This is a genomic window from Psychrobacillus sp. FSL K6-2365, from assembly GCF_038003165.1.
Classification (GTDB): domain Bacteria; phylum Bacillota; class Bacilli; order Bacillales_A; family Planococcaceae; genus Psychrobacillus; species Psychrobacillus psychrodurans.
This window is the reverse complement of the sequence record NZ_JBBOOO010000001.1, coordinates 3,594,209-3,616,437: the sequence shown is the minus strand read 5'-3', so window position 1 is coordinate 3,616,437 and position 22,229 is coordinate 3,594,209. Positions and strand designations below refer to the sequence as shown.

General features: G+C 35.9%; 22 protein-coding genes. 21 read left to right on the top strand and 1 reads right to left on the bottom strand.

Annotated features, from left to right (window positions below; all coding sequences use genetic code 11):
* Positions 1–297 precede the first annotated feature (297 nt).
* The 14 genes from MKY29_RS18135 to MKY29_RS18070 all read left to right on the top strand — a co-directional run bounded on the left by MKY29_RS18135 (position 298) and on the right by MKY29_RS18070 (position 12,805).
* Positions 298–1,278, top strand: coding sequence for a substrate-binding domain-containing protein (locus tag MKY29_RS18135; protein WP_241600236.1), 981 nt, complete (start codon positions 298–300; stop codon positions 1,276–1,278).
* Positions 1,275–2,738 carry a sensor histidine kinase gene (locus MKY29_RS18130; RefSeq protein WP_241600234.1) on the top strand — a complete coding sequence of 488 codons (1,464 nt, stop codon included), beginning with the start codon at positions 1,275–1,277 and terminating at the stop codon, positions 2,736–2,738. The genes MKY29_RS18135 and MKY29_RS18130 overlap by 4 nt, the downstream gene beginning before the upstream one ends.
* Positions 2,713–4,260 (top strand): response regulator, encoded by a 1,548-nt coding sequence (locus MKY29_RS18125; protein WP_241600232.1) that lies wholly within the window; start codon positions 2,713–2,715, stop codon positions 4,258–4,260. The genes MKY29_RS18130 and MKY29_RS18125 overlap by 26 nt, the downstream gene beginning before the upstream one ends.
* 12 nt (positions 4,261–4,272) lie before the next feature.
* Positions 4,273–5,334, top strand: coding sequence for a D-xylose ABC transporter substrate-binding protein (gene xylF, locus MKY29_RS18120; protein ID WP_241600231.1), 1,062 nt, complete (start codon positions 4,273–4,275; stop codon positions 5,332–5,334).
* A gap of 484 nt (positions 5,335–5,818) precedes the next feature.
* Positions 5,819–7,723 (top strand): endonuclease MutS2, encoded by a 1,905-nt coding sequence (locus tag MKY29_RS18115; RefSeq protein ID WP_090568992.1) that lies wholly within the window; start codon positions 5,819–5,821, stop codon positions 7,721–7,723.
* Positions 7,724–7,813: 90 nt separating this feature from the next.
* Positions 7,814–7,990, top strand: coding sequence for a hypothetical protein (locus MKY29_RS18110; protein ID WP_175496323.1), 177 nt, complete (start codon positions 7,814–7,816; stop codon positions 7,988–7,990).
* A gap of 157 nt (positions 7,991–8,147) precedes the next feature.
* The gene (locus MKY29_RS18105) at positions 8,148–8,744 is read left to right on the top strand and encodes a lysozyme inhibitor LprI family protein (RefSeq protein ID WP_340880445.1); all 597 of its coding nucleotides are present in this window, start codon (positions 8,148–8,150) and stop codon (positions 8,742–8,744) included.
* A gap of 209 nt (positions 8,745–8,953) precedes the next feature.
* Complete coding sequence (locus MKY29_RS18100) at positions 8,954–9,313, top strand: hypothetical protein (protein WP_340880444.1); 360 nt, start codon at positions 8,954–8,956, stop codon at positions 9,311–9,313.
* Between the two features lie 66 nt (positions 9,314–9,379).
* Positions 9,380–9,862, top strand: coding sequence for a GNAT family N-acetyltransferase (locus tag MKY29_RS18095; RefSeq protein ID WP_340880443.1), 483 nt, complete (start codon positions 9,380–9,382; stop codon positions 9,860–9,862).
* A 71-nt stretch (positions 9,863–9,933) separates the two neighbouring features.
* Entirely contained in the window at positions 9,934–10,464 is a 531-nt protein-coding gene (locus MKY29_RS18090) for a D-glycero-alpha-D-manno-heptose-1,7-bisphosphate 7-phosphatase (RefSeq protein WP_340880442.1), read from the top strand.
* A gap of 384 nt (positions 10,465–10,848) precedes the next feature.
* Positions 10,849–11,127 (top strand): DUF1292 domain-containing protein, encoded by a 279-nt coding sequence (locus MKY29_RS18085; protein WP_090569188.1) that lies wholly within the window; start codon positions 10,849–10,851, stop codon positions 11,125–11,127.
* A gap of 75 nt (positions 11,128–11,202) precedes the next feature.
* Complete coding sequence (locus tag MKY29_RS18080) at positions 11,203–11,502, top strand: DUF1292 domain-containing protein (RefSeq protein WP_090569033.1); 300 nt, start codon at positions 11,203–11,205, stop codon at positions 11,500–11,502.
* 341 nt (positions 11,503–11,843) lie between these two features.
* Complete coding sequence (locus tag MKY29_RS18075) at positions 11,844–12,560, top strand: EcsC family protein (protein WP_340880441.1); 717 nt, start codon at positions 11,844–11,846, stop codon at positions 12,558–12,560.
* Positions 12,561–12,676: 116 nt separating this feature from the next.
* On the top strand, positions 12,677–12,805 hold the full coding sequence (locus tag MKY29_RS18070; RefSeq protein ID WP_340880440.1) for a hypothetical protein: 129 nt from the start codon (positions 12,677–12,679) through the stop codon (positions 12,803–12,805).
* Between the two features lie 45 nt (positions 12,806–12,850).
* Here the strand turns inward: MKY29_RS18070 and MKY29_RS18065 are convergent, their stop codons facing one another.
* Complete coding sequence (locus MKY29_RS18065; RefSeq protein ID WP_340880439.1) at positions 12,851–13,642, bottom strand: serine/threonine protein kinase; 792 nt, start codon at positions 13,640–13,642, stop codon at positions 12,851–12,853.
* Positions 13,643–13,770: 128 nt separating this feature from the next.
* On the opposite strand from MKY29_RS18065, the gene MKY29_RS18060 reads away from it, so the two are divergent.
* From MKY29_RS18060 to MKY29_RS18030, 7 genes are all read left to right on the top strand, one after another.
* Complete coding sequence (locus tag MKY29_RS18060) at positions 13,771–16,002, top strand: YcdB/YcdC domain-containing protein (RefSeq protein ID WP_340880438.1); 2,232 nt, start codon at positions 13,771–13,773, stop codon at positions 16,000–16,002.
* Between the two features lie 254 nt (positions 16,003–16,256).
* On the top strand, positions 16,257–16,739 hold the full coding sequence (locus MKY29_RS18055; protein ID WP_340880437.1) for a PTS sugar transporter subunit IIA: 483 nt from the start codon (positions 16,257–16,259) through the stop codon (positions 16,737–16,739).
* Between the two features lie 38 nt (positions 16,740–16,777).
* Positions 16,778–17,599, top strand: coding sequence for a PRD domain-containing protein (locus MKY29_RS18050; protein ID WP_093495983.1), 822 nt, complete (start codon positions 16,778–16,780; stop codon positions 17,597–17,599).
* Positions 17,600–17,663: 64 nt separating this feature from the next.
* Positions 17,664–19,106, top strand: a complete 1,443-nt coding sequence (gene nagE, locus MKY29_RS18045) for an N-acetylglucosamine-specific PTS transporter subunit IIBC (protein WP_340880436.1) — start codon at positions 17,664–17,666, stop codon at positions 19,104–19,106.
* 324 nt (positions 19,107–19,430) lie between these two features.
* Complete coding sequence (nagA, locus tag MKY29_RS18040) at positions 19,431–20,585, top strand: N-acetylglucosamine-6-phosphate deacetylase (protein ID WP_340880435.1); 1,155 nt, start codon at positions 19,431–19,433, stop codon at positions 20,583–20,585.
* Between the two features lie 20 nt (positions 20,586–20,605).
* On the top strand, positions 20,606–21,325 hold the full coding sequence (locus tag MKY29_RS18035; protein ID WP_340880434.1) for an SIS domain-containing protein: 720 nt from the start codon (positions 20,606–20,608) through the stop codon (positions 21,323–21,325).
* Between the two features lie 122 nt (positions 21,326–21,447).
* The gene (locus tag MKY29_RS18030; protein ID WP_340880433.1) at positions 21,448–22,146 is read left to right on the top strand and encodes a glucosamine-6-phosphate deaminase; all 699 of its coding nucleotides are present in this window, start codon (positions 21,448–21,450) and stop codon (positions 22,144–22,146) included.
* The last annotated feature ends 83 nt before the right edge of the window (positions 22,147–22,229 follow it).

Sequence of the window (22,229 nt, the reverse complement as noted above, 5' to 3'; positions counted from 1 at the left end):
ACAATAGGATATAATTTGTGGCACCCTTTCTTTTTGGGGGTGCCTTGTATTATATATAAGGGATTATGGAGTTTACTTGCTTTCATTAGTAATTTACTTGTGCTCTGTAATCGTTTACTCACGGATAGCTAAACAATACTTGCTTACAATCTATATTTACTTGCTCCCATGTGTTAAATACTTGCGGAACGGATAATTTTGTAAAAAAAGGAGTGGAAAGCATCTAGAAATACGATTGGTCAATTTCATTCCTGATGTTAATATGGAAGAAACAAGCCGACGGAAAGGGGAAGGTAAATGCGGAAAAAAATTGTTCTTCTATTAGGAGCTCTAATCATTGTTTTTAGCTACTTAACTATTGTATCTGCAACAAAGGCTTTTCGATCCACAAGTGAATTACCTGCCACCCTTTCCGAGATGGAAGATACTATTCGTCTTGTATTAATCACCCAAGAACTGGATACACCTTTTTGGAATAAAGTCGGACAAGGAGCAAAGCAGCAAGCGAAGGAAGAAAATGTTGAGCTTGAAGTATGGGGAAGTTACGGAAATGATCAGGAAGAATTTTTAAAAAAGATGGAGATTGCCATTCATTCCAAAGTGGATGGAATCATCGTGCAGGGCTTAGATACAGAGGAATTTAAAGAACTGTCAAAAATTAAAGCAGCCTTTTATGGAATTCCTGTCATAACAGTTGCAAATGATGTTCCAGTAGAAGAAAGCTTGCGTAAAACATACGTCGGCTCCGATCAGTTTTGGGCAGGAAAAATGATTGCCCATCAGCTTATTAAAGAAATGGGCACATCTGGGGAAGTGATAATTCTTGGGGATGAAGTGCAAGCATATTATCAAAAAGAACGTTTAGCAGGGATACAAGATGTTCTCGAGGGATACCCAGATATTAACATAATTATAAGAGGGACAAAGGACACTAATGAACAAGTGATTTCGACAACCCAACAGCTTATGAATGAGGTACCTAGAGCCACTGCATTTATCGCGGTCAATGCAAAATATGTGGGTCCAATGATTCAAGAAATAGGAAGGCGAACACAGGTGGAGCCATATCATATTTATACGTTTGATGATGGAGTTGAATCGACGGCCCTTCTAGAACAAGGAAAGCTAGATGGTATTTTAGAGCAAAAACCAGTGGAAATGGGCCAGGAAAGTGTGAAGTGGCTCATGGAATGGATTACAGGAAAGACGGTTCCTCTTAATTCTGATGGGTATTTAACAGAAACAAATATGCTTGTGTCGGATGGTGAAATGCCTTGACCACCATTCAACGAAAGATTTGGTTACTCGTTTCCGTTATGCTACTTATCATGGGAATTATTTGGATGATGCTGACTTATTACAACCAGCAAACACAAGAACAAACAAATACCATTCTACAACGGTATTTACGTATGAATGAAGTAACGATTGCTAGTCAGAAAATTATAACCGATTTAAATAATTTCTTGCTGGACCCAACAGAAATGAATAAAGCCAAAATAGAGAAAAGTATTAAAACCATTGAGGAAGTTCAACAGGACGTAGCAAAACTTCGCAATGAAGAAAATGCCTTTTCTGTTACAAACTATATACATTTAATAGATAGTTTAGTGGAGACGACAAATCGTTCTATACTATTTTCAGAGGAGCAGGAATTAGAAGGTTCTACGAATGAATTCAATGAAGCGAATCGTATATCGATGTACATATCTGAAACGACATTAACAATCTTAGATCGAGAATTAAAGACCTATAATCTATTTTATCGAGAAATTATTGATCAGTCCGAGGAGTTAAAAAAACTAGGTTTTTGGATACTCCTGTTAGTAACTTCTGTACTGCTTTTGGCTACCTATTGGTTCTCGCTCAGTATTACAAAACCTGTTCATCAGTTAACGAAGGCTGCAAATGAGTTAGCTCGGGGCCGTTTCAATCAAAGAATAAAAGTGGAATCTAACGATGAAATTGCATTCTTAGCGCAAACATTTGATGAAATGCGTATTAATATTAATGACTTAATATTGGAGATTCAACAAAAGGCGCAGCTTGAACATGAACTTCAGCAAAGTAAGTTGCTATTGAAGGAGAGCCAGTTAAGAAGTTTACAGAGTCAAATTAATCCTCATTTTCTATTTAACACATTGAATACCTTGTCTAAGAAGGCCTATTTGGACGGTGCAGAAGAAACGAGTGACCTATTGGTTAGTGTAGCGGGATTGTTGCGTTATAACCTAAAGCGGATAGATCGTTCGGTTACATTATATGAGGAAGTACTTGTGCTCAATCAATATATGGAAATACAAAAAGCACGGTTTACGGACCGTTTAAATTTTAAAAAAACTATCGATGAATCATGTTTGCATGTCAATATACCTGGTCTTACACTTCAACCTATTATTGAAAACGCAGTCATTCATGCAATCGAGCCAGAAGAAAATGGAGGTACCATATCGTTTAAAATTTTAAGAGATGGTTCCTGGATTATTATTGAAATAGAAGATAGTGGAAAAGGGATATCACAGGAAAATATTGAATTGTTACTAAGTGGACAAATGGGTTCCAACGAAGGGCACTCCACTGGTATTGGTTTTCAAAATGTAGTTAAAAGGCTCCAGCTATTTTACGGTGTAGATAATTTAGTATCTATTGAAAGTGTAGAAGGTATTGGAACGAAGGTAATCATACAAATCCCAGAAACTAGGGAGGAGGTAAGTGATGAGACTTTTAATCGTAGATGATGAACCAATTGAGCGAGAAGGAATGAAGGCCATATTGCAAAAGGCATTTCCTAATCTTTTAATAGAACAGGCGAAAAATGGAAAAAATGCAATTGAAAAAACTGATAGCTTTCAGCCTAATATAGTATTAATGGACATAATGATGCCTGGGATGACTGGGTTAGAAGCCATTGAAACTATTCAGGTTTCACATCCTACTACCAAATTTGTAATGGTAACTGCTTTTGATATGTTTGATTATGCAAGACAGGCTATCAAACTTGGAGTGAAAGATTATTTATTGAAGCCAAGTAAAGCTAGTGAAATAGTTTTAACGGTAGGAAAGGTACTGGATGAGTGTCAGCAGGAGCTAGAGGCAGCAGGTAATAGTGAGATCCAAATCGAGAAGTGGGAACAGGCACTCGCATTGGCTGAGACAGACATTGTCACCCAATTACTATTTGACCACGTACATGAGGTTCATATTGATATGCTCGTAGAAATGCTGGATATTCGCACTTCACTTGAAAAATTCGTTGTAGTGGTTGTTTTACCTGAAGGTGCACTACATTATTATTTATCGATTAAAGAGAAGGTTAAGGAATACGGAGATGCTTGGGTTGGTGCTTTAAATGGGAGGCAGCTTCCTCTAATCATTTTTCGAGATTCAAAGAGAAGCTTTCGTTCCCAAGCGATAGCTTTAGCAAAAGGAATCTTATCTTTGGATAAGGAGAAGCAGGGAGCAGATTGGTTTTTGGGGATAGGTCAGGTGTGTGAAAATCTAGACGATATCCGCCTATCTTACCAAGATGCACTTATTGCAACTATGGATACATCATTAGCAGTTAAGTATAGATTTTATATGGATGTTCCAGCGCTTACTTTAGAAACAGACAATCAGATTATCAAGCAGCAGCAGAAAGATTTCTTTGATCATATCCGGCTCGGGGATTGGGTGACTATTCGTACTCGTTTATTGGATGTGATTCAGCAGTATGAAAATGTCGGGAATTCATTAATCTATACTCAGCAGAGAATTCTTGAGTTACTTTGGGTGGCAAATCGTGTGATGGATGAAATGGGAATGGAAACAAGTGCATTATTTTTCTCCTTTCAAGCAAATGATTATAGACAGCTGCGAACAGAGACATTATTACTGCTTGAACAGATGAATTCTGTATATAATACACATTACGATCAAATAGAAGCCGATAAGATACATCAGATACAGCAGTATATTAGAGAACATTCACATGAGGATATTTCTTTAGATGCGCTAGCATATCGAGTGAATTTGAGCCCGATTTATATTAGTAAAATGTTTAAGGAAAAGCTTGGAGTCAACTATATAGATTATTTAACGGAGTGTCGCATAGAAAAAGCAAAGAAATTATTGAATAACCCAGAGAAAAGTTTGAAGGAAATTACCTTTGAGATTGGCTACCATGAGCCGAATTACTTTAGCAAGGTTTTTAAGAAAATGTGTGGAGTATCTCCTAAGGAATATAGAAAAACATTATGGAGTAAAAAAGCTGAAGTGTAGAGGAGGAGTCAGATGAAAAGGAAATTCATTGCCGTTTATCTGTTAGGCGTAATTATGTTTCTTTTTGCCTGTACGGACTCATCTGCACCTAAAAATCCTAGACCAGAAGATAGTCCGATTGTCAAAAATGCCGACCCTGTTCGGATTGGATTTTCCATGGATACATTGCTAGAGGAACGTTGGTTGAAAGACCGTGAGTTGTTTAAAGAAGCTATAGAAAACCTCGGAGCAGAAGTTGAAATAGTTGCTGCAAACGGAGATGATGCGTTACAGATTTCACAAGCAGAGACACTCATTCAAAGCGGCATTGACCTATTAGTAATTGTTCCTCATAATGCGGCTGCTACAGCGGCAATTGTTCATAAAGCTCATCTTGCAGGTATTCAAGTCATTGCCTATGATCGTCTAGTCAAAAACGCAGAGCTTGATATGTACATATCCTTTGATAATGAACAAGTTGGCAAAATGCAGGCAGAGGCTATGACAGCGCTTGTTCCAAAGGGAAACTATGTCTTTATAGGAGGAGCTATCACAGACAACAATGCTCACCTCTTAAAAGATGGCGTATTCAAGGTGTTACAACCGTATATTGAGCGTGGAGATATCCATGTTGTCTATGATCAGTGGACGAAGGATTGGACTCCTGCAAATGCACAAGCTAATATGGAACAGGCTATTCGTACTACGAATGGTCAGATTGACGCAGTAATTGCTGCAAATGATGCCACAGCAGGTGGTGCGATTCAGGCACTCGAGGACCATGGCTTAGCTAGTAAAATACCAGTAGCTGGCCAAGACGCAGATTTAGCAGGTGTTCAACGGATTGTAATTGGAACACAAACAATGACTGTTTATAAGCCTATTCAAATCCTAACTCAGAAAGTAGCAGAAATAGCAGTGGCCATGGCAAAGGGAGAACCCGTAACCGCCAACCAACAAGTAAATAACGGCAAGAAGGAAGTGCCGTCCGTTTTGCTAGCACCAATTGCAGTAAATATAGATAATCTCGAAAGCACTGTTATTGAGGATGGCTTTCATAGAGCAGAAGATGTTTATGAAAGAAGTGAGGAATAAATTATTGAGAACCGTGTTTCAACAAAAGTGGCGCGGGTTCAACCCATCGTCACGATACCAAGTTCAATTCCCGATTGACTCTCATTTTGAATAATGCTATAGTGTAAATATTCTAATAAAAGGTGTGGTGGAGTATGTCTGAAGTAGGTATGAGCTAATTTACATTAGTTTAATAAGGTGTGTAAAACCTGGTTATAAACCAGCTTTTTTAGTACGCCTTGTTCTACATTGTATTTCAATGTAGATACCTACCTGAAGACTGCTTCCGCATTCCTTATTCGTTTAACATATTGGTATGTTAAGGCGAAGAGTGTAGTGGGATTTGTCCTGCTGCGCTCTTTTTTTACCTCTTTTTATAAACGATTTGTATGTCATGTATTTATATACGTGGCAGATGCCCGCAGGAGCTTTCTATCCATTTTTAAAATGGAGTGGTAGGAGACTTCTTTGCGGGCATTTTTAAATTATTTTAGGAGGTAAGAAAATGAATAAGATGACATATGAAAAATTACAATATAACGAACTTAAAGAAATGGTGAAATCCTACTGCGTTAGCAGCTTAGGAAAGGAACTATTGAATAATCTTTTTCCAAGTCCAAACATTAAAGTGGTGAAAAATAGACTAAACGAGACAACTGAGGCAAGAAAGTTATTAGATGCAGAAAATCATCTTCCGTTAAAGGGTATCTCCAATATTAGTCACCTCATGGAGAAACTTGAGAAAGGGATTATTTTAGGACCGTCTGAATTAGTAGCAATATCAGATTTCTTAAGAGGGTGTAGAGTGATTAAGAAATTCATGTTAGGAAAAGAGTTTTTTGCCCCTATTCTTCACTCTTATGCTTATTCCATGATGGAGTTTGCGACTATTGAGGAAACGATTAATGCTTCTATTAGAGGGAATATGGTGGATTCTGAAGCGAGTAGAGAGTTAAAGCGTATAAGAAATCAAATAGCAAAAACCGAAGAAAAAATAGAAGAGCGGCTGCATAAATTTCTCAAAAGCAGCGCAAACAAAGAATATATACAGGAATTTTTTATCAGTAAAAAAGACGACAGATTTACTATCCCGATTAAAGCTTCCTATAAAAACCAAGTACAGGGAACGATTATTGAATCATCTTCAAAAGGATCTACAGTATTTATCGAACCAGCAACAATTACTAAATTTAACGGAGAGCTAGCTACTCTTAAATCAGAAGAATCGATAGAAGAGTATCAAATTTTAGCTACTATTTCTGGAATGATTCAGGAGGAAATTAGACAAATTCATATTAATATTGAATTGATCGCTCAATATGACATGATCTTTGCAAAAGCGAAATTTAGTAAGAGTATCGATGGTATTGAACCAAAGTTAAACAATCATGGGTTTATCCATTTAAAAAATAGCAAGCATCCACTTTTACCTGGCAATATAGTACCTCTGGATTTTGAAATTGGTAAGGATTATCGTAGTTTGATAATAACTGGACCAAATGCGGGAGGAAAAACGGTGGTGCTGAAGACAATTGGTATTTTAACTCTTGCTGTTATGTCTGGTTTTCATATTGCTGCTGACGTTGGGACGGAAATAGCAGTGGTCGATAATTTATTCGTCGATATTGGAGACAATCAAAGTATTGAAAATTCACTAAGTACCTTTTCATCTCATATGAAAAATATTTCAGAAATTATGCGTGTTTCCACGAATAATACATTGCTTCTTTTCGATGAGATAGGAAGTGGAACAGAACCAAATGAAGGGGCAGCACTAGCAATCGCAATCTTGGAAGAATTTTATCAAATGGGCTGTATTACCGTCGCAACGACCCACTATGGAGAGATAAAGCGCTACTCAGAAATCCATAGTGACTTTATGAATGCGGCGATGCTGTTTAATAGTGAAGCATTGGAGCCAATGTATAAGCTACTCATTGGAAAATCAGGGGAAAGTAATGCGCTATGGATTTCTAAAAAAATGGATATTCAAGAGAAAGTTCTAAAAAAAGCACAAAGTTATATGGAAAACAAAACATATGATTTAGAACGTGTGAGAGAAAATAAGATTAAAAAACCAACTACTCATAGGGAATCGGAAGTAGAAACATACAATTTTGAAAAAGGTGACAGAGTTAAATTACTTGAATTTGACGATTTTGGGATCGTGTATGAGAAAAAGGATCAACAGAATAATGTGTCCGTTTTCTATAAAAATGAAGTAATAAAGCAAAATGTAAAAAGAATGGTGTTGGAGAGCAAAGCATCCGACTTATACCCCGAAGGATATGACCTATCTACATTATTTGTAAGCTATGCGGAAAGGAAATTCGCGCATGACATGGAAAGAGGGTCCAAAAAAGCTTTGAGAAAAATAGCTAAAGAAATAAAAAAGCAAAAGAATGAATAACAAGAGAGTAAGTGAACTTGAATATACACTTACACAGTAGGCATAAAACCATCTAGCTAGAGCAAATTATACTCTAGGAGGTGAATATTCATGAGTAAAAATAACAAAAAGACAATCAATGTAAGAACGCATAATAGTTACGAGCTTTATAAAAATCCCACGAATAATCCTGACGAGGAATTTTCAGAAGAGTTTGTGGAGATTTCAAAAAATAAGATAACGAATGAAATTAATAAAAACCCATCTAACAAAAGAAAAAATAATTAGTACACGTAAGGTGAGTTCAATACGAGCTCACCTTTTTCTTGCATCTATTTATAACTAAAGAAAATAGCGGAAAAAAATAGTCGAATTACCAAACTTTTTAACCTCGTGCAACGTCTAATAGATAACGACTTTAAAGAACATACATCAGGAGGAAATAATGAAGAATTTACTAGTGTTTTTAATACCAATGATTTTATTGATTGGGTGCAATAATGAGGAGACAGAACAGACTCCAGAAACGGATCAGCTAAGCAGTGAAACGGTAACAGAAAAGTCAAGTGTGGATGAAGAAAATAAATTAGAAGAAACTACAATTGTTGAAGAAGATAAAAGCAATGATATAGTAGAGGAAAAACCTGTAACTAAAGAAAAAACAGAAACTGTAAATCTCCATAGCACAAAAGAGAAATATTTAAAGCAGCTAAATGACATTGAAAATAGCCTAGGTGATTTGAACGATCAATACAATAGTGGTACACAATCCGAGATGCACGAAGCGAAGTCTGAAATTCTAAAAAAATGGGATAATGCTCTAAATGAAATCTATGGTGTATTGAAAAAACAGTTATCTGCAGATGAAATGAGTAGTCTGCAAGAGGAACAGCGGAATTGGATTAAGCAAAGAGATCAAAAGGCAAAAGAGGAGTCTTCTATTTTTACAGGTGGAACGATGGAGACTACTATATACGTAGCTACACAGGCACAGCTGACGAAAGAACGCTGTTATGAATTAGTACAAAAATATATGAAGTAAATATAGAGTTGAAAATCAGCGTATGTTGGTTTTCAACTTTTTTGGTAGAAATATGTAACATTATTTGGTATGAATAGTCTAACTTTTATAAAGGGGGCTATCCAATGAAAAGAATTTTAGCAGTCACTTTGTTAGGTTTATCATTAATAATGACAGCTTGTTAGGAGGAGTCAATTGAAAAAGAAAGTGAAGATGATTTCCCACCTACAATGGCAGGAATAATAGAAGTTAATGGGAAACAATATGATATTGCAACAGGGAATTACAAGCGGGAAAGAAAAGAAGGAATGGAGACACAAGTTATAGGAACTGATGCAGCTTCCCCCTATCAAATTGCGGATGACTTTAAGGCAATTCTAATCGGTCAAAGTGAGACCATTCATATTAATGTAGAAGCTGAACCAACAATAACTGTTTATCTTTGGGATGAAAATGGAAGACAAAAAAAGGTTTCAGTAAGTAATAACCAAATTAAAGCACCAGAAAATGCCGGGAAGTATGTATTCGAAGTACTTGCGGAATGGTCAAATGGGGAAGTATCTTATACATTTGTTGTAGAGATTAAATAAAAAATTGCATGGATAATTATAGATTTGTAGAAGTAAGCAATAGGCTGATATAGAGGTGATTATACTTTGATAATTATTAGAAGTATCAAGAAAAACGAACTCGAATTCATGAAGGATATGTTATATGAATCTATTTATATTCCCGAAAACGTTAAGAACAAAGAAGAACTATTAAATTCCCCCTCTATTAAAAAATATTATGAAGAATGGGGAAGAAAAGGTGATACTGCATTAATAGCAATAGATGAAAATAACCAAGCTGTAGGAGCAGTTTGGTATAGATTATTTGATGAATCAAATAAGGGATATGGCTATGTTGACAATAGAACTCCCGAATTAGGAATAGCAGTAACTAAAGAAGCTAGAAAACTAGGAATAGGGACATTACTTATGAAAAAGATAATGAAACAGGCTTTGGAGGATGGATATAAATCTCTATCCTTAAGTGTAGACCCTGAGAATACGAGTGCAGTTTATATCTATAGGCAATTAGGTTTTATAGACTACAATGTATCGGGGACATCCATTACGATGATTTACCGAGGATAATAAAATAAACAGAGCAAGTTTGGGGAATAACTAAATGGGAGTAGAAAAATTTAAACAAAGGTGTGTTGCACATGAAGACTGCTGTATTCTTGGACCGCGACGGTGTTATCAATGAGGTTTTAACAGAAAGAGTTAAATTTGTGAACAGGCCAGAGCAACTTTACTTTCTACAAGGTGTCCCCGAAGCCATTAAGAAATTAAATGCGGTATTCGATCATATATTTGTCGTTACCAATCAAGGTGGAGTAGGATTGGGAGTTATGAAGGAATCTCAATTGCAAAAAATCCATGATCATATGATTGCAGTATTAAAAAAGGAAGGTGCCACCATTCATGAAGTGGTGTACTGTCCTCATAAGCCAAAGTCTGGTTGTGAATGCCGAAAACCAAATAGTAAACTAATCGTAGATCTTGGTAAAAAATATAATATCGATTTGTCTAAATCCTATATGGTAGGTGACACTGACACAGATATTATTGCAGGGAAGAAAGCAGGAACAAAGGGAGTTTTCTTAGGCAAAAGGGACCCTATTGCGGATGCTGTCTTTCCAGATTTATTAACTGCAGTAGATTGGATTTTACAAGATGCAAAAACTAGTTAAGCTAGACTGAAAAACAATATGCTTATTGCTGACAATGTACAATGATATGCTTTTTGTATAATGGATGAATTGATTTATGTATTAATACGTATATTTAATTAATCGAATATTATCATGTTCCACCTAAAAGACAACATTATTCTATAAGAATTATATTGTGCGTCATTAAGCATATAATTTATAAGAAGTAGGGTTTTGCTAAAGACAAGCGAATGTGAGATGATTTGAATATGCATGGAGTCACGAATAGAACCATAGGTAAGTGAAATACTATATGGGTATACAAACCAAATAAATTTTGTGTAAATGCAAGCTGTAATGGGTAAATAAATGGTAGAAAGATTAACGAGACAATACTAGGAGGAATTTTGAATGGAAGAAAAAATGGGTAGCATCGAAGTGGGAGAAATCCTAACAGTATTAGATGAAGATGATCGCGAACAAGAAATCGAAGTAATCGGGCTTCTAACAATTGAAGATAAAGAATATGCAGCGGTTGCTTTTGCGGAGGATACTCAAGAAGAAACAGACGAAGACATGGACGTGTTCTTTTTCCAAGTGGTTGAAGGAGAAGACTTAGCGGAAATCGAAACGGATGAGGAATTTGAAAAAGTATCTGCAGCATTTCTTGAGGCTGAAGAAGCGGTAGAAGACGAAGAATAGGGAATTAGAAAGAGAGGAGTATTTCCTCTTTTTTTCAATTCACAAGTAAGGTAGTTTTGGTAGGAGGTATAAGGGATGTTACAGAATGAAGGTAAACTAGATATTGGCAAAACATTTAAGGTGTTAGACGAAAATGATCAAGAACAGGAAATGAAGGTTTTAGGTTATTTGAATATAGAAGACACTGAGTACGTAGCAGTTAGTTTTATAGAGGACATACAAGAAGATTCAGAAGAAGAAATAGGTATTTTCTTTTTCCGAGTAAACGACGACAATAACTTTGTCATGATGGAAAGCGAAGAAGAGTTCGAGCGTGTCTCAGCAGCATATATTAAGCTTGAGAAAAATAACTTTACTAAACAGAAAAAAAGATAATAGCTAATTAAATGAGAACATGGTACCTGATACAATAGGTATCATGTTTTTTTACAACTATATCTCGCTGGTTTTAAGAAATAATACAACGTGTTTAATAGAAAGGCTGAATATAAATTATTACTTAGTTACTACATTCTTTGTGATTGTAATGGAAGACGACGACTTCAGTAGATTAGAGCTTGCAATAAGCTCCATTAACACTTCCAAATACCAATTATGCTTCCGCTTTTCTCCACTACTTCTTCAGACGGAGAGACAACCGACCCTCGGACCAATTTAAATACAACTGTAATAAGCTATAATGAATCATAATAGTAATAGATAAGGGGTATGAAAAGATGGATACATATAGATGGAAAGTTGAGGAGGAACTTTTTCTTTGGAAGAGGAAAATGACAAAACGAACTGGACTAATAGGGCGTACATCTAAAAACATACAATCAAAGATTAATGGGATTATCCCTGAAAAGGTCCACCAAGTCATGACCGAAAGCATTAAAACCATGGTAAAAGCAACGCTAGTTGGCTCGAATATAAAGATGAAAAAAAGGCTACCACTAGAACATAGCCTTCAGGAGCGGGATGACCTATTAAAGGAAAAACTCACTACGTTTAGGAAAACGGCCGTTGTAGAAGGGGCAGGAACGGGGGCGGGAGGTATTTTCCTTGGACTTGCTGACTTTCCACTACTGTTATCCATTAAAATGAAATTTCTATTTGAAGCAGCTGGGGTTTATGGGTTTGATACGGATGAATACGAGGAACGACTTTTCATTTTGCATATATTCCTTTTAGCTTTTTCTAGTGAGGAAAAACGAAAAGAAACGTTGGAAATAATAGAAAACTGGGAGCAGCAAAAGCATTTAATTGGTGAGATGGATTGGAGAGACTTTCAACAGGAATATCGGGATTATATTGATCTTGTGAAAATGTTCCAATTACTACCCGGAATTGGAGCTATGGTAGGTGCTGTTGCTAACTATAATTTGCTTGACCAACTTGGTGAAACAGCCATGAATTCATATAGATTACGTTTATTATCTAAAGATGCATAACAGTGAAATAGCTAAAAAAGTAATTCAGTAAGTTAGTTAGACTTGCTATGATAGACTAAATATAATAATAAGAAAAGAGGGTTTTATGTTTAAGAAAATAATGAAACAAATCAAAAATGCTTCCAGAGGAAGTAGTGAGCGTAAACATGGCCATTATCGTAAAGGGAGCAGCAGCGATCGTCATAGAAACTATTATAAACGAGGAAGTAGCAGCAGTAGTAACCGATTTAAACGTAACCCGTTAGGTGGGAGTAACTACTACAAACGTAAAGGACGCAGTAGTAGCTAAATTAATTTTTAGTGATTTCTAAAAGTGCAGATTCTACATCTTTTACAATGCATTCTAAGGTGGTATAGGCTTCATCGATTTGTAGTAATTTTTTCAGTAATTTAACAGTTTTCTTTTCTAATGAAAGTTCTTCTGTCCAAGGAAGGGCTTTTTTATTTTTCGAAGAAAAGGTCGTGTATAGTAAATATAGGAGTACTTCGCCTAAATCATAATAGTCCCCTTGTTTCATCTCTAAAAATTTGGAGTCGTTCTGTTCTACCTTTGACAAGCCAAAATCAATAAGGAAAAGTTTACCTTTGTTAGTTAAAATGTTAGAAATTCGTATATCTCCATGGAGAATATACCTTTCGTGTAAGTGATCTATTAAAGAAAGTAAATCTAATATAAATGCTAATGCCTCTTTTTCATTGAATGTTTGATTTGTTGAGAAGATCAAGTCCTCCATGTTTATACCCTCTATGTAATTCATCGAGTAAAAATAAGAACCATTCACTGAAAAAGCTTCGTAAAACTGTGGCATGTTAGAGTGTTGCAACCTACTAATAATCGAAATTTCGTTTTCAAATAAAGCTACTCCGCTTTTTGTTCGATTTTTGCTCGGTCGCAGTTGTTTCAGGACTTTTATTTCATTTGTTTGTATATCTTTACAATAATAAATAATTCCATAGCTACCAGAACCAATAACATGTGAAATCTGATAAAGATTATTTATAATAGTCCCGCTGTCAAGAGGTCTATCTACAAAAAATTGGTATATTTTTCGAATTGAACGTATGAAAGAAAAATTACTCACCTCCTATTTACTCATTATAATTCAATTGCACTTTAATTGGATTAAATAGTTCCATATCAAATAATTGGCATTTTCTTTCTTCTTCAATCATAGAATTCAAAGACTGCAAAAGAAGGAGAGATTTTTTTATGGGTTTTAAACATGTTGGTATCATATTAGGGGCTTCTGCATTATCATTTGGACTTTTTTCTGCTAACGTAAATGCAACTTCAACTTTGAATGAACAACTGCCTGTACAAATTAAAGCAGCATCAACAGAGAATGTTTTCACAAAAGAAGATTTGATCAAGAAGTTTCGTGGATTGTTTCCGAAGCAATTCGATTTTTTAACGAATGCTGATTTTCAAATGAACGGTGGATATTATTACCCTGGTGAAGAGACGATGCGTTATGATCTATACTTTACGAAAACCATCAATGGAAAACAGTTATATGGAAATGTTTCATTTGTAGGAAAGGATTTACAAATAGAGAATTTTTCTTATCAACCGGCGACTGTAACAGATGCACTCTTTCCAGCTAAAGTTTCCAAAGAGGAAGCACAGAAAATTGCAGGAGATTTTATGAAAAAGTATCTTCAGGGTGGGGAATACCAATTAGAAACAGATGCTTATGGATATTATCCGACTCAATTATTAACTGAACCTATCCGATACTCATTCTCTTACACTCGCTTAAAAAACAAAGTTTCTATTGCTGATCAACGAATAGAAGTTTCAGTTTTAGGTAATGGAGAGATAGTTGGTTTTTATAGAAATCTGGACTCTAACAAAGCATCTACCTTTGATGATGTAAAAAAAGCCCAAGCAAAGGATGCCATGTTAAAAAAGATAAAAGAAAATCTATACGTAGAAAAACAATATCAGATAGAAACAGATAACCAAACCGGTGAACGCCATGTTCGACTTGTTTATCAGCCGTCACCTAATTTTCTTGGAGTACATGCTTCATCTGGAAAATATCTAACATTAAATGGATACTCAACAGCCTTTCCTAAGAAATCAAATATAGTTATGCTGGCATCAAAACCACTCCCAACAAAGAACGAGGGAGGGACAACTATGGAAGAGGCAAAAAAAGTAGCTGAACAACTACTAAAGGTCGATTTGAAAGATGTTAAATTGAACATAGAATCAATTAGAGAAATCGACAATTATAATGGACAGAAAGTTATAAGTATTCAATATATGTACAGTTTACCAAATGGTGGTGGTACAGGAGCAAGCCTAGAAATTAATAAACAAACAGGCGAAGTCATCCAGTACCAAAATATGAAGAGTCAAATTTTAGAGCAACTAGGAGAGAAGCCTAGTGAAGTGAAGCCATTGTCGGAGAAACAGGCTCTTGAAAAAGCAATTGCCTATATTAAGAAATGGGTTCCATCTTACCTGCATAACTATGCAAAACCTATGGAAGCAGCATATTTGGATGAAATGCAAGGGGGATATATGTTTAATTTTCCGAGAGTTGCAAACGGAGTGATTGTTTCTGGTGATTATATTAGTGTAGGTGTAACGAAGGATGGTTCGTTAAATAATCTTTATGTAAATTATCAAGAGGTAGAAAACTGGCCATCACCAGATAAGGCTATTTCAGAAAAAGAAGCGAAAAATATATTGAATAAGGCCTTAAGTTTAAAACTAAATTATATGAAGACAGACCATAAACAAGATAATAATCATTATGATCTTGTTTACTCACCATTATTTAATGACAAATCATTTAGTTCTCTAGATGCTATCACTGGAGAATGGCAAAGTCTTTACGGAGAAAATACATCAACACAAGTTTCACATCCATGGGCAGAAGATGAGTTAAATTATCTTATTAGCACAAATGTGTTAGATATAAAAGATCCAAAAAAGTTTGATGGAGATGCTTCTATTTCAAAAGGAGAAGCTCTAAAGGTAATTATGAAATCACTAACTTATATGTATGATGGCTATTATTATCCTGAGCAGGAGAATCAGAAACAAACATTCGAAAATATAGATGCTGCACATCCATTATATCAATCCGTTGAGCGCGCTGTTGAAATGGGTGTAATAAAACCTGATACGAAGAACTTTGCAATAGATGAATCGATTAGTAAAGAACAGTTAGCGGTTTGGTATATACGGGCATTAGGACTAGAGCAGGCAGCTGAAAATTCTACAATCTATAAACTTCCATTTACAGATGCTGATAAAGTACAAAAGGAACTCCTAGGTTATGTCGCATTAGCTAACTCGACTGCTTTATTAGAGGCAGATGAAGGTACATTCAATCCTAAAAAAGAAGTAACATACGCAGAGTTAGCAGTTTCAACGATTCGACTTGCACATAAAATTTCGGAAAAAGGAAGAACTTTTCTTTATTAAACTGTAGATGTTTTCGATCACATAAATTTAGGTTGCATTCTTGAACCTTTGATGATATTATCGGATTATAAATACACATATTGGTCACATGTTACTGAACTTTCAGGCATGGTGGTAAAACGAGAGAGAATATTATTATTCTTTTCCTTTGCCCCATGTCTTTTTATGTTCTTATAGGCATCTTGAATCAATATATATTAATAAAACGGTTTTTTTACAACTAGAAAATACATCTACACAAAGGAGTTCTACTAATGTTTTCTAAATTTATGAAAAAAAACAAAGTACAAGTATTCGCACCACTAAATGGTCAAGTAGTTCCTTTAGAACAGGTACCAGATCCAGTTTTTAGCCAAAAAATGATGGGCGAGGGAGTAGCTATTATGCCAATCGGAGGAGATGTTGTCGCGCCAATCGATGGTACGGTTGTGCTAATCTCCAAAACAAAGCATGCTATAGGGATTCGTACAAAAGATGATACTGAGCTGCTAATTCACGTCGGATTGGAAACGGTTACATTAAAAGGTGAAGGTTTTAATGTATTTGTAAAAGAAGGAGACGTAGTTTCTGTCGGACAAAAGATTATGGCAGTGGATTGGGATTTTATTAAAGATAAAGTGCCAAGTATTATTACACCAATCGTAATTACTAATAGTACAGATAGATCTGTAGAATATGCTGATGACACAGCAAGTGTTGCGGGTGAAACGTTAGTAATGTCTGTTTCTTCGAAGTAAGTGCAGATGGTAAGTATGTGAAAGGAGGCTGACTTTCCATTAAGATCACAAAGATACTTAATAATAACGCTGTGATTGTTATACAAGATGGACGAGAAAAAATAGCAATTGGCTCTGGCATAGCTTTTCAAAAGAAACGAAATGATATTATCATTGGTTCCAAAATTGAGAAGATTTTTGTCATGCAAGAAAATGACAAGTTAGTGCAGCTATTAAGCAGAATTCCAGAAGAACATTTTACTATCTCAGAAGAAATAATCACCTACGCTGAAGAATATTTAAACACAAGATTGAATGAGCATATTCATATAGCGTTGACAGACCATATTTCGTTTGCAATTGAACGAGCTAAGGATGGTATTAATCTTAATAACAGATTACTCCATGAGATTCGTGTTTTATATAGATCGGAGTTTGAAATCGGTCTTTGGGCAATCCAGCATATAAATAATACGTGTCAGGTAGAAATGCCTGTTGATGAAGCGGCTTACATAGCGCTTCACATACATACGATGAAAATTCAAGGGGGGGATTTACATCAGACTATAAGACAAACGAATTTAATAAAAGGTATGGTTTTATCGATTAAACAGTACTTGAACATTGAGATGGAGGAAAACGACATTTCCTATCATCGATTAATTACCCATCTGCGTTTTGCATTAACAAGGTTAAATCAGTCTGAGCTTCATATGATGGATGAAGAAATGTTAGTAATGATTCAAAAGAAATTCCCGGTTGGTTATAGTTGTGCAACTCACATAGCAAAAGAACTGAAGGATGAACATGGTATTGAGTTTCCCGAAGAAGAGTTAGGCTATATTGCACTGCATATTGAACGTTTAAGAAAGCAAGTTTAGTAATTTGGCATTATTTTATATTATTATATTTTATTTATGAACAGTAAAAAGGGGGAAAAAGATTATGATGAAATTTTTACAAAGGCTGGGACGTTCTTTAATGCTTCCAGTAGCTGTACTACCTGCAGCTGCTATATTAATGGGTATTGGATACGGGATCGATCATGAAGGTTGGGGATCTGGAAATGTCTTAGCTGCCTTTTTGATAAAAGCTGGCGGATCCATCCTCGACAATATTCCTATTCTATTTGCAGTAGGAGTTGCAATCGGGATGTCCAAAGCAAAGGATGGTGCGTCTGCTTTAAGTGGATTAGTTGCTTTCCTAGTTGTCACAACGATGCTTTCAAGTGGAACAGTTTCATTATTACAAGGAATCGATGTGGAGAACGTTGATCCTGCATTTGGAAAAATTAATAATGCATTTATAGGTATTCTTTCTGGTCTTGTCGCTGCAGTAATGTACAACCGCTTCAGTCACGTAAAATTACCTGACTTCTTAGCATTCTTCAGTGGAAAACGTTTAGTTCCTATCATGTCAGCTGTTGCAATGTTAGTTGCTTCTGCAGCACTATTTTATATTTGGCCAATCGTTTTTGGTGGTTTAGTTAACTTTGGTGAATCAATTAGTAATCTAGGAGCAGTAGGTGCTGGGCTTTATGGATTCTTTAATAGACTTCTAATACCTACAGGATTGCATCATGCACTAAACGCAGTATTTTGGTTTGATACAGTTGGTATTAATGATATTGGTAAGTTCTGGGCAAGTGAAGGTGTTAAGGGTGTAACTGGTATGTATCAGGCTGGATTCTTCCCGATTATGATGTTCGGGTTACCGGCGGCAGCTCTCGCGATGTATCATACAGCTAAAACGAAAAGAAAAAAACAAGCAGCTTCTCTTATGCTTGCAGCTGGCTTTGCAGCCTTCTTTACAGGTGTAACTGAACCGTTAGAATTTGCATTCATGTTCTTAGCTCCTGCCCTTTATGTAGTTCATGCAGCATTAACAGGTTTATCTTTATTCATCGCTGCATCCTTTAACTGGACAGCAGGCTTCGGATTTAGTGCAGGACTTGTCGATTACCTTTTGAGTCTTAGTGTACCTATAGCAAATCAACCACTTATGCTAGTACTTCAAGGGTTAGTATTTGCAGTTATCTATTATTTCTTATTCCGTTTCTTAATCGTGAAGTTTAACTTAAAAACTCCTGGTAGAGAAGATGATACAGATGAGACAGATGATATTGTTGGAGTTTCATCTGATGATAAGTTTTCAAATATGGCAGCTAGAATTTATGATGGTCTAGGTGGAGATGCGAATGTTGCTTCTGTAGACCACTGTACAACACGTTTACGCGTAGAAGTATTAGATATGGATAAGGTCGATCAAAAGAAAATTAAAGACACTGGTGTTCCAGGTATTAATGTAGTGGGACCGAAAAGTATTCAAGTTATTGTAGGAACAAGCGTACAATTTGTTGCTGACGAAATTGATAAAATTCGTAAATAGTTATTAATTGAGTTGATTTCATTTCATTGATTGGAGAGCAAGGCGCGACTCCAGCGCAAGCTGAAACTTATGCAGTAAAGACATGGAGCGAACTTTGTTTGACCTATGTTTTCGCAGTAACTAGGAGATTGAAACCGAGCGCAGAAAGAGTCCGCCTAGAGCGAAAATCAACGTTAATTATATTTGATTGCTACTTACTTTTATTCAAATTGATTTAATTGAAAAAGCCGTTTAATATGGGATTCCACATTAAACGGCTTTTCTTTATCCTTTTAGGTTTTATTAATCTATACTGTTACTAAGCAAACTGCGGAGGTGTTATAAATGAAACAAACCATTCTCATTTCAAATGTAACTATTGTGAATTATGACCAAGAGTGTATTGGAGATCTATTGATCCGAGAGGGTAAAATTGAACAAATAGGACAAGCTTTACAAGTAGAGGCAGATGTCTATATAGATGGAACTTCAAAGAATTGGATAGTTATGCCAGGTTTTATCGATATGCATATTCATGGATCAGCTGGTTTTGACATGATGGATGCTACGGAAGAAGCACTTAGGGGGATTTCACGTTCTTTAGTAAAAGAAGGGACCACAAGCTACTTGCCGACGACAATTACTCAGGCAGTGGAAGCAATTGAGGCTGCACTCAAGAATGTAAGTACGTTTGTAAATAATGAGGATGAAGCTGAAGTTTTAGGAATCCATGTAGAAGGTCCATATATATCTACAAAATGGGCAGGTGCACAGCCGGTTGAGCATATTACAGAACCATCTGTTGAACAATTTCTAAACTGGCAGCAACTAAGTGGTAATCGTATTAAACAAGTGACAGTTGCACCTGAAATATCTGGTGGTTTTGAATTTGTACAGGTTATGAGTAAGGAAGGTATTGTCGTTTCAATTGGACATTCAGATGCCAATTCAGAAGAAGTAGAAAAGGCAGTTCAATTAGGAGCTAAACAGGCTACTCATTTATATAACCAAATGCGTCCGTTCCATCATCGAGAACCAGGTGTAGTCGGATCAGTATTGATGGAAGACCGCATGCAAGTCGAAATTATCGTCGATTATATACATAGTCATACGAGGGCAGTAAATTTTGCATACCGTTTAAAAGGTGCAGAAGAAATAATATTAATAACTGATGCTATGCGTGCAAAAGGATTAGAGTATGGGGATTATGATCTTGGTGGACAAACTGTTCATGTCACAGAAAAGGGTGCTCATCTTTCTAGTGGTGCTTTAGCGGGAAGTATACTTACAATGGATCAGGCCGTTCGGAATATGAAACTGTCGACGAATTGTTCATTGAAGGAACTTGTTTCAATGTCCTCTACAAATGCTGCGAAACAATTAGGCTTATCCCACAAAGGATATATTGGTGAAGGCTATGATGCGGATTTAGTTATATTAGATATGGAATTGAATGTACAAAAAACAATCTGTCGTGGAAATATTGTATTTGAAAATTAAATGAAAATGGAGGTGATCATTTGCAGTCCTATTGGAAAGAAATAAATATTTTACTGGAGAAGGTTGCACAACAAGAAAATGAGAATATAGAGAATGCTTCAAAACTGATTGCTGAGCGAATTAAAAAGGGCGGAATACTTCAATTATTTGGTTGTGGACATTCTCATCTTTTGGCCCAGGAAGCATATTACCGTGCAGGTGGGCTAGTACCTGTTGCTCCCATTAATATAGAGCCTTTAATGCTAAATAAAGGTGCACTGACTTCTTCAAGTAACGAGAAAGATCCTACGCTCATCGGACAATATAAGGATCAAGTAAGCTTTGAACCGAATGACATTCTAATTGTTATTTCTACTTCTGGTCGCAATCCAGCACCAATAGATATGGCTTTCTTAGGGAAGGAAGCTGGAATTTTGGTCATCTCACTTCAATCTTTATCTTACAGAGACCAGGAAGGCCGACATGCGAGTGGTCAAAGACTAGAGGAAGTAGTAGATATCGTATTAAATACATATGTTCCTGTCGGTGACGGACTATTAAGTAATAAGGGACTGCAATACGGACCGGCTTCGACGGTTGTTGGTGCTGCACTTCTTAATGCACTCATATGCCAAGTTATCGAGGAGATAAGTAAAGAGTCTGAAGAATTACCTGTTTTTAAAAGCGCAAATTTATCAGATAGCCAGTTTCATAATGAAACCATGTTGAAGAAATACAGAAATAGAATAGATTTTACCTAGAGTAATCATTAGTGCCAGTGACTTCACTACTTGAAGCAAATGGAGAAATTGAATAAAATAATTTTTCATTAACTGTAAGTAAATAGTGCGTAATTGCAATTTAGGAAAAAGGTGGTTTAAATATGACATTAAATTTAGAAGTATGGGAAGATAAGGATGATTTATATAGTCGTGCAGAAGAATTATTTTCAGCGCAATTAAAGAATGGTGCAACTACATTTGGATTAGCAACGGGTGGTACCATGATTCCGCTATATGAAAAACTACGAAATAGTTCGTTGGATTTCTCTCATTGTAAGAGTGTGAACTTGGATGAGTACGTGGGAATTCCACAAGGGCATCCCGAAAGCTATTATACGTTTATGCAGAATCATCTCTTCGAATCAAAACCATTCAAAGCTACATATATTCCAGATGGTGTAGTAGAAGATGTACATGCCGAAGCATTACGATATGAAGACTTATTGAAATCATTAACAGTGGATATGCAATTACTAGGTGTTGGTGTGAATGGTCATATAGGTTTCAATGAACCAGGAACGTCGTTTCATAGTGAGACAGATGTTGTCGAATTAACAGTTTCCACAAGATCTGCAAACGCAAGATTTTTTGATACAATCGATGAGGTTCCTAAGCAAGCCATTACAATGGGCATTGCCTCAATAATGAGAGCAAAATGCATTCTTTTAATAGCAGTTGGAGAAGAAAAAAGAACGGCCATAAAAGCATTGTTAAGGGGAGATATAACGGAAGATATTCCAGTTACCAGACTTTGCAATCACCCCAATGTTATCGTTTTAACTGATTTGAAGATGAATTGAAGTTTAGTGGAGTAATTACCTTAATGGTGATTACTCTTTTTCGTTCAGATAACTTGTTGATTAGGTATTTAGTTTTAGGGTAA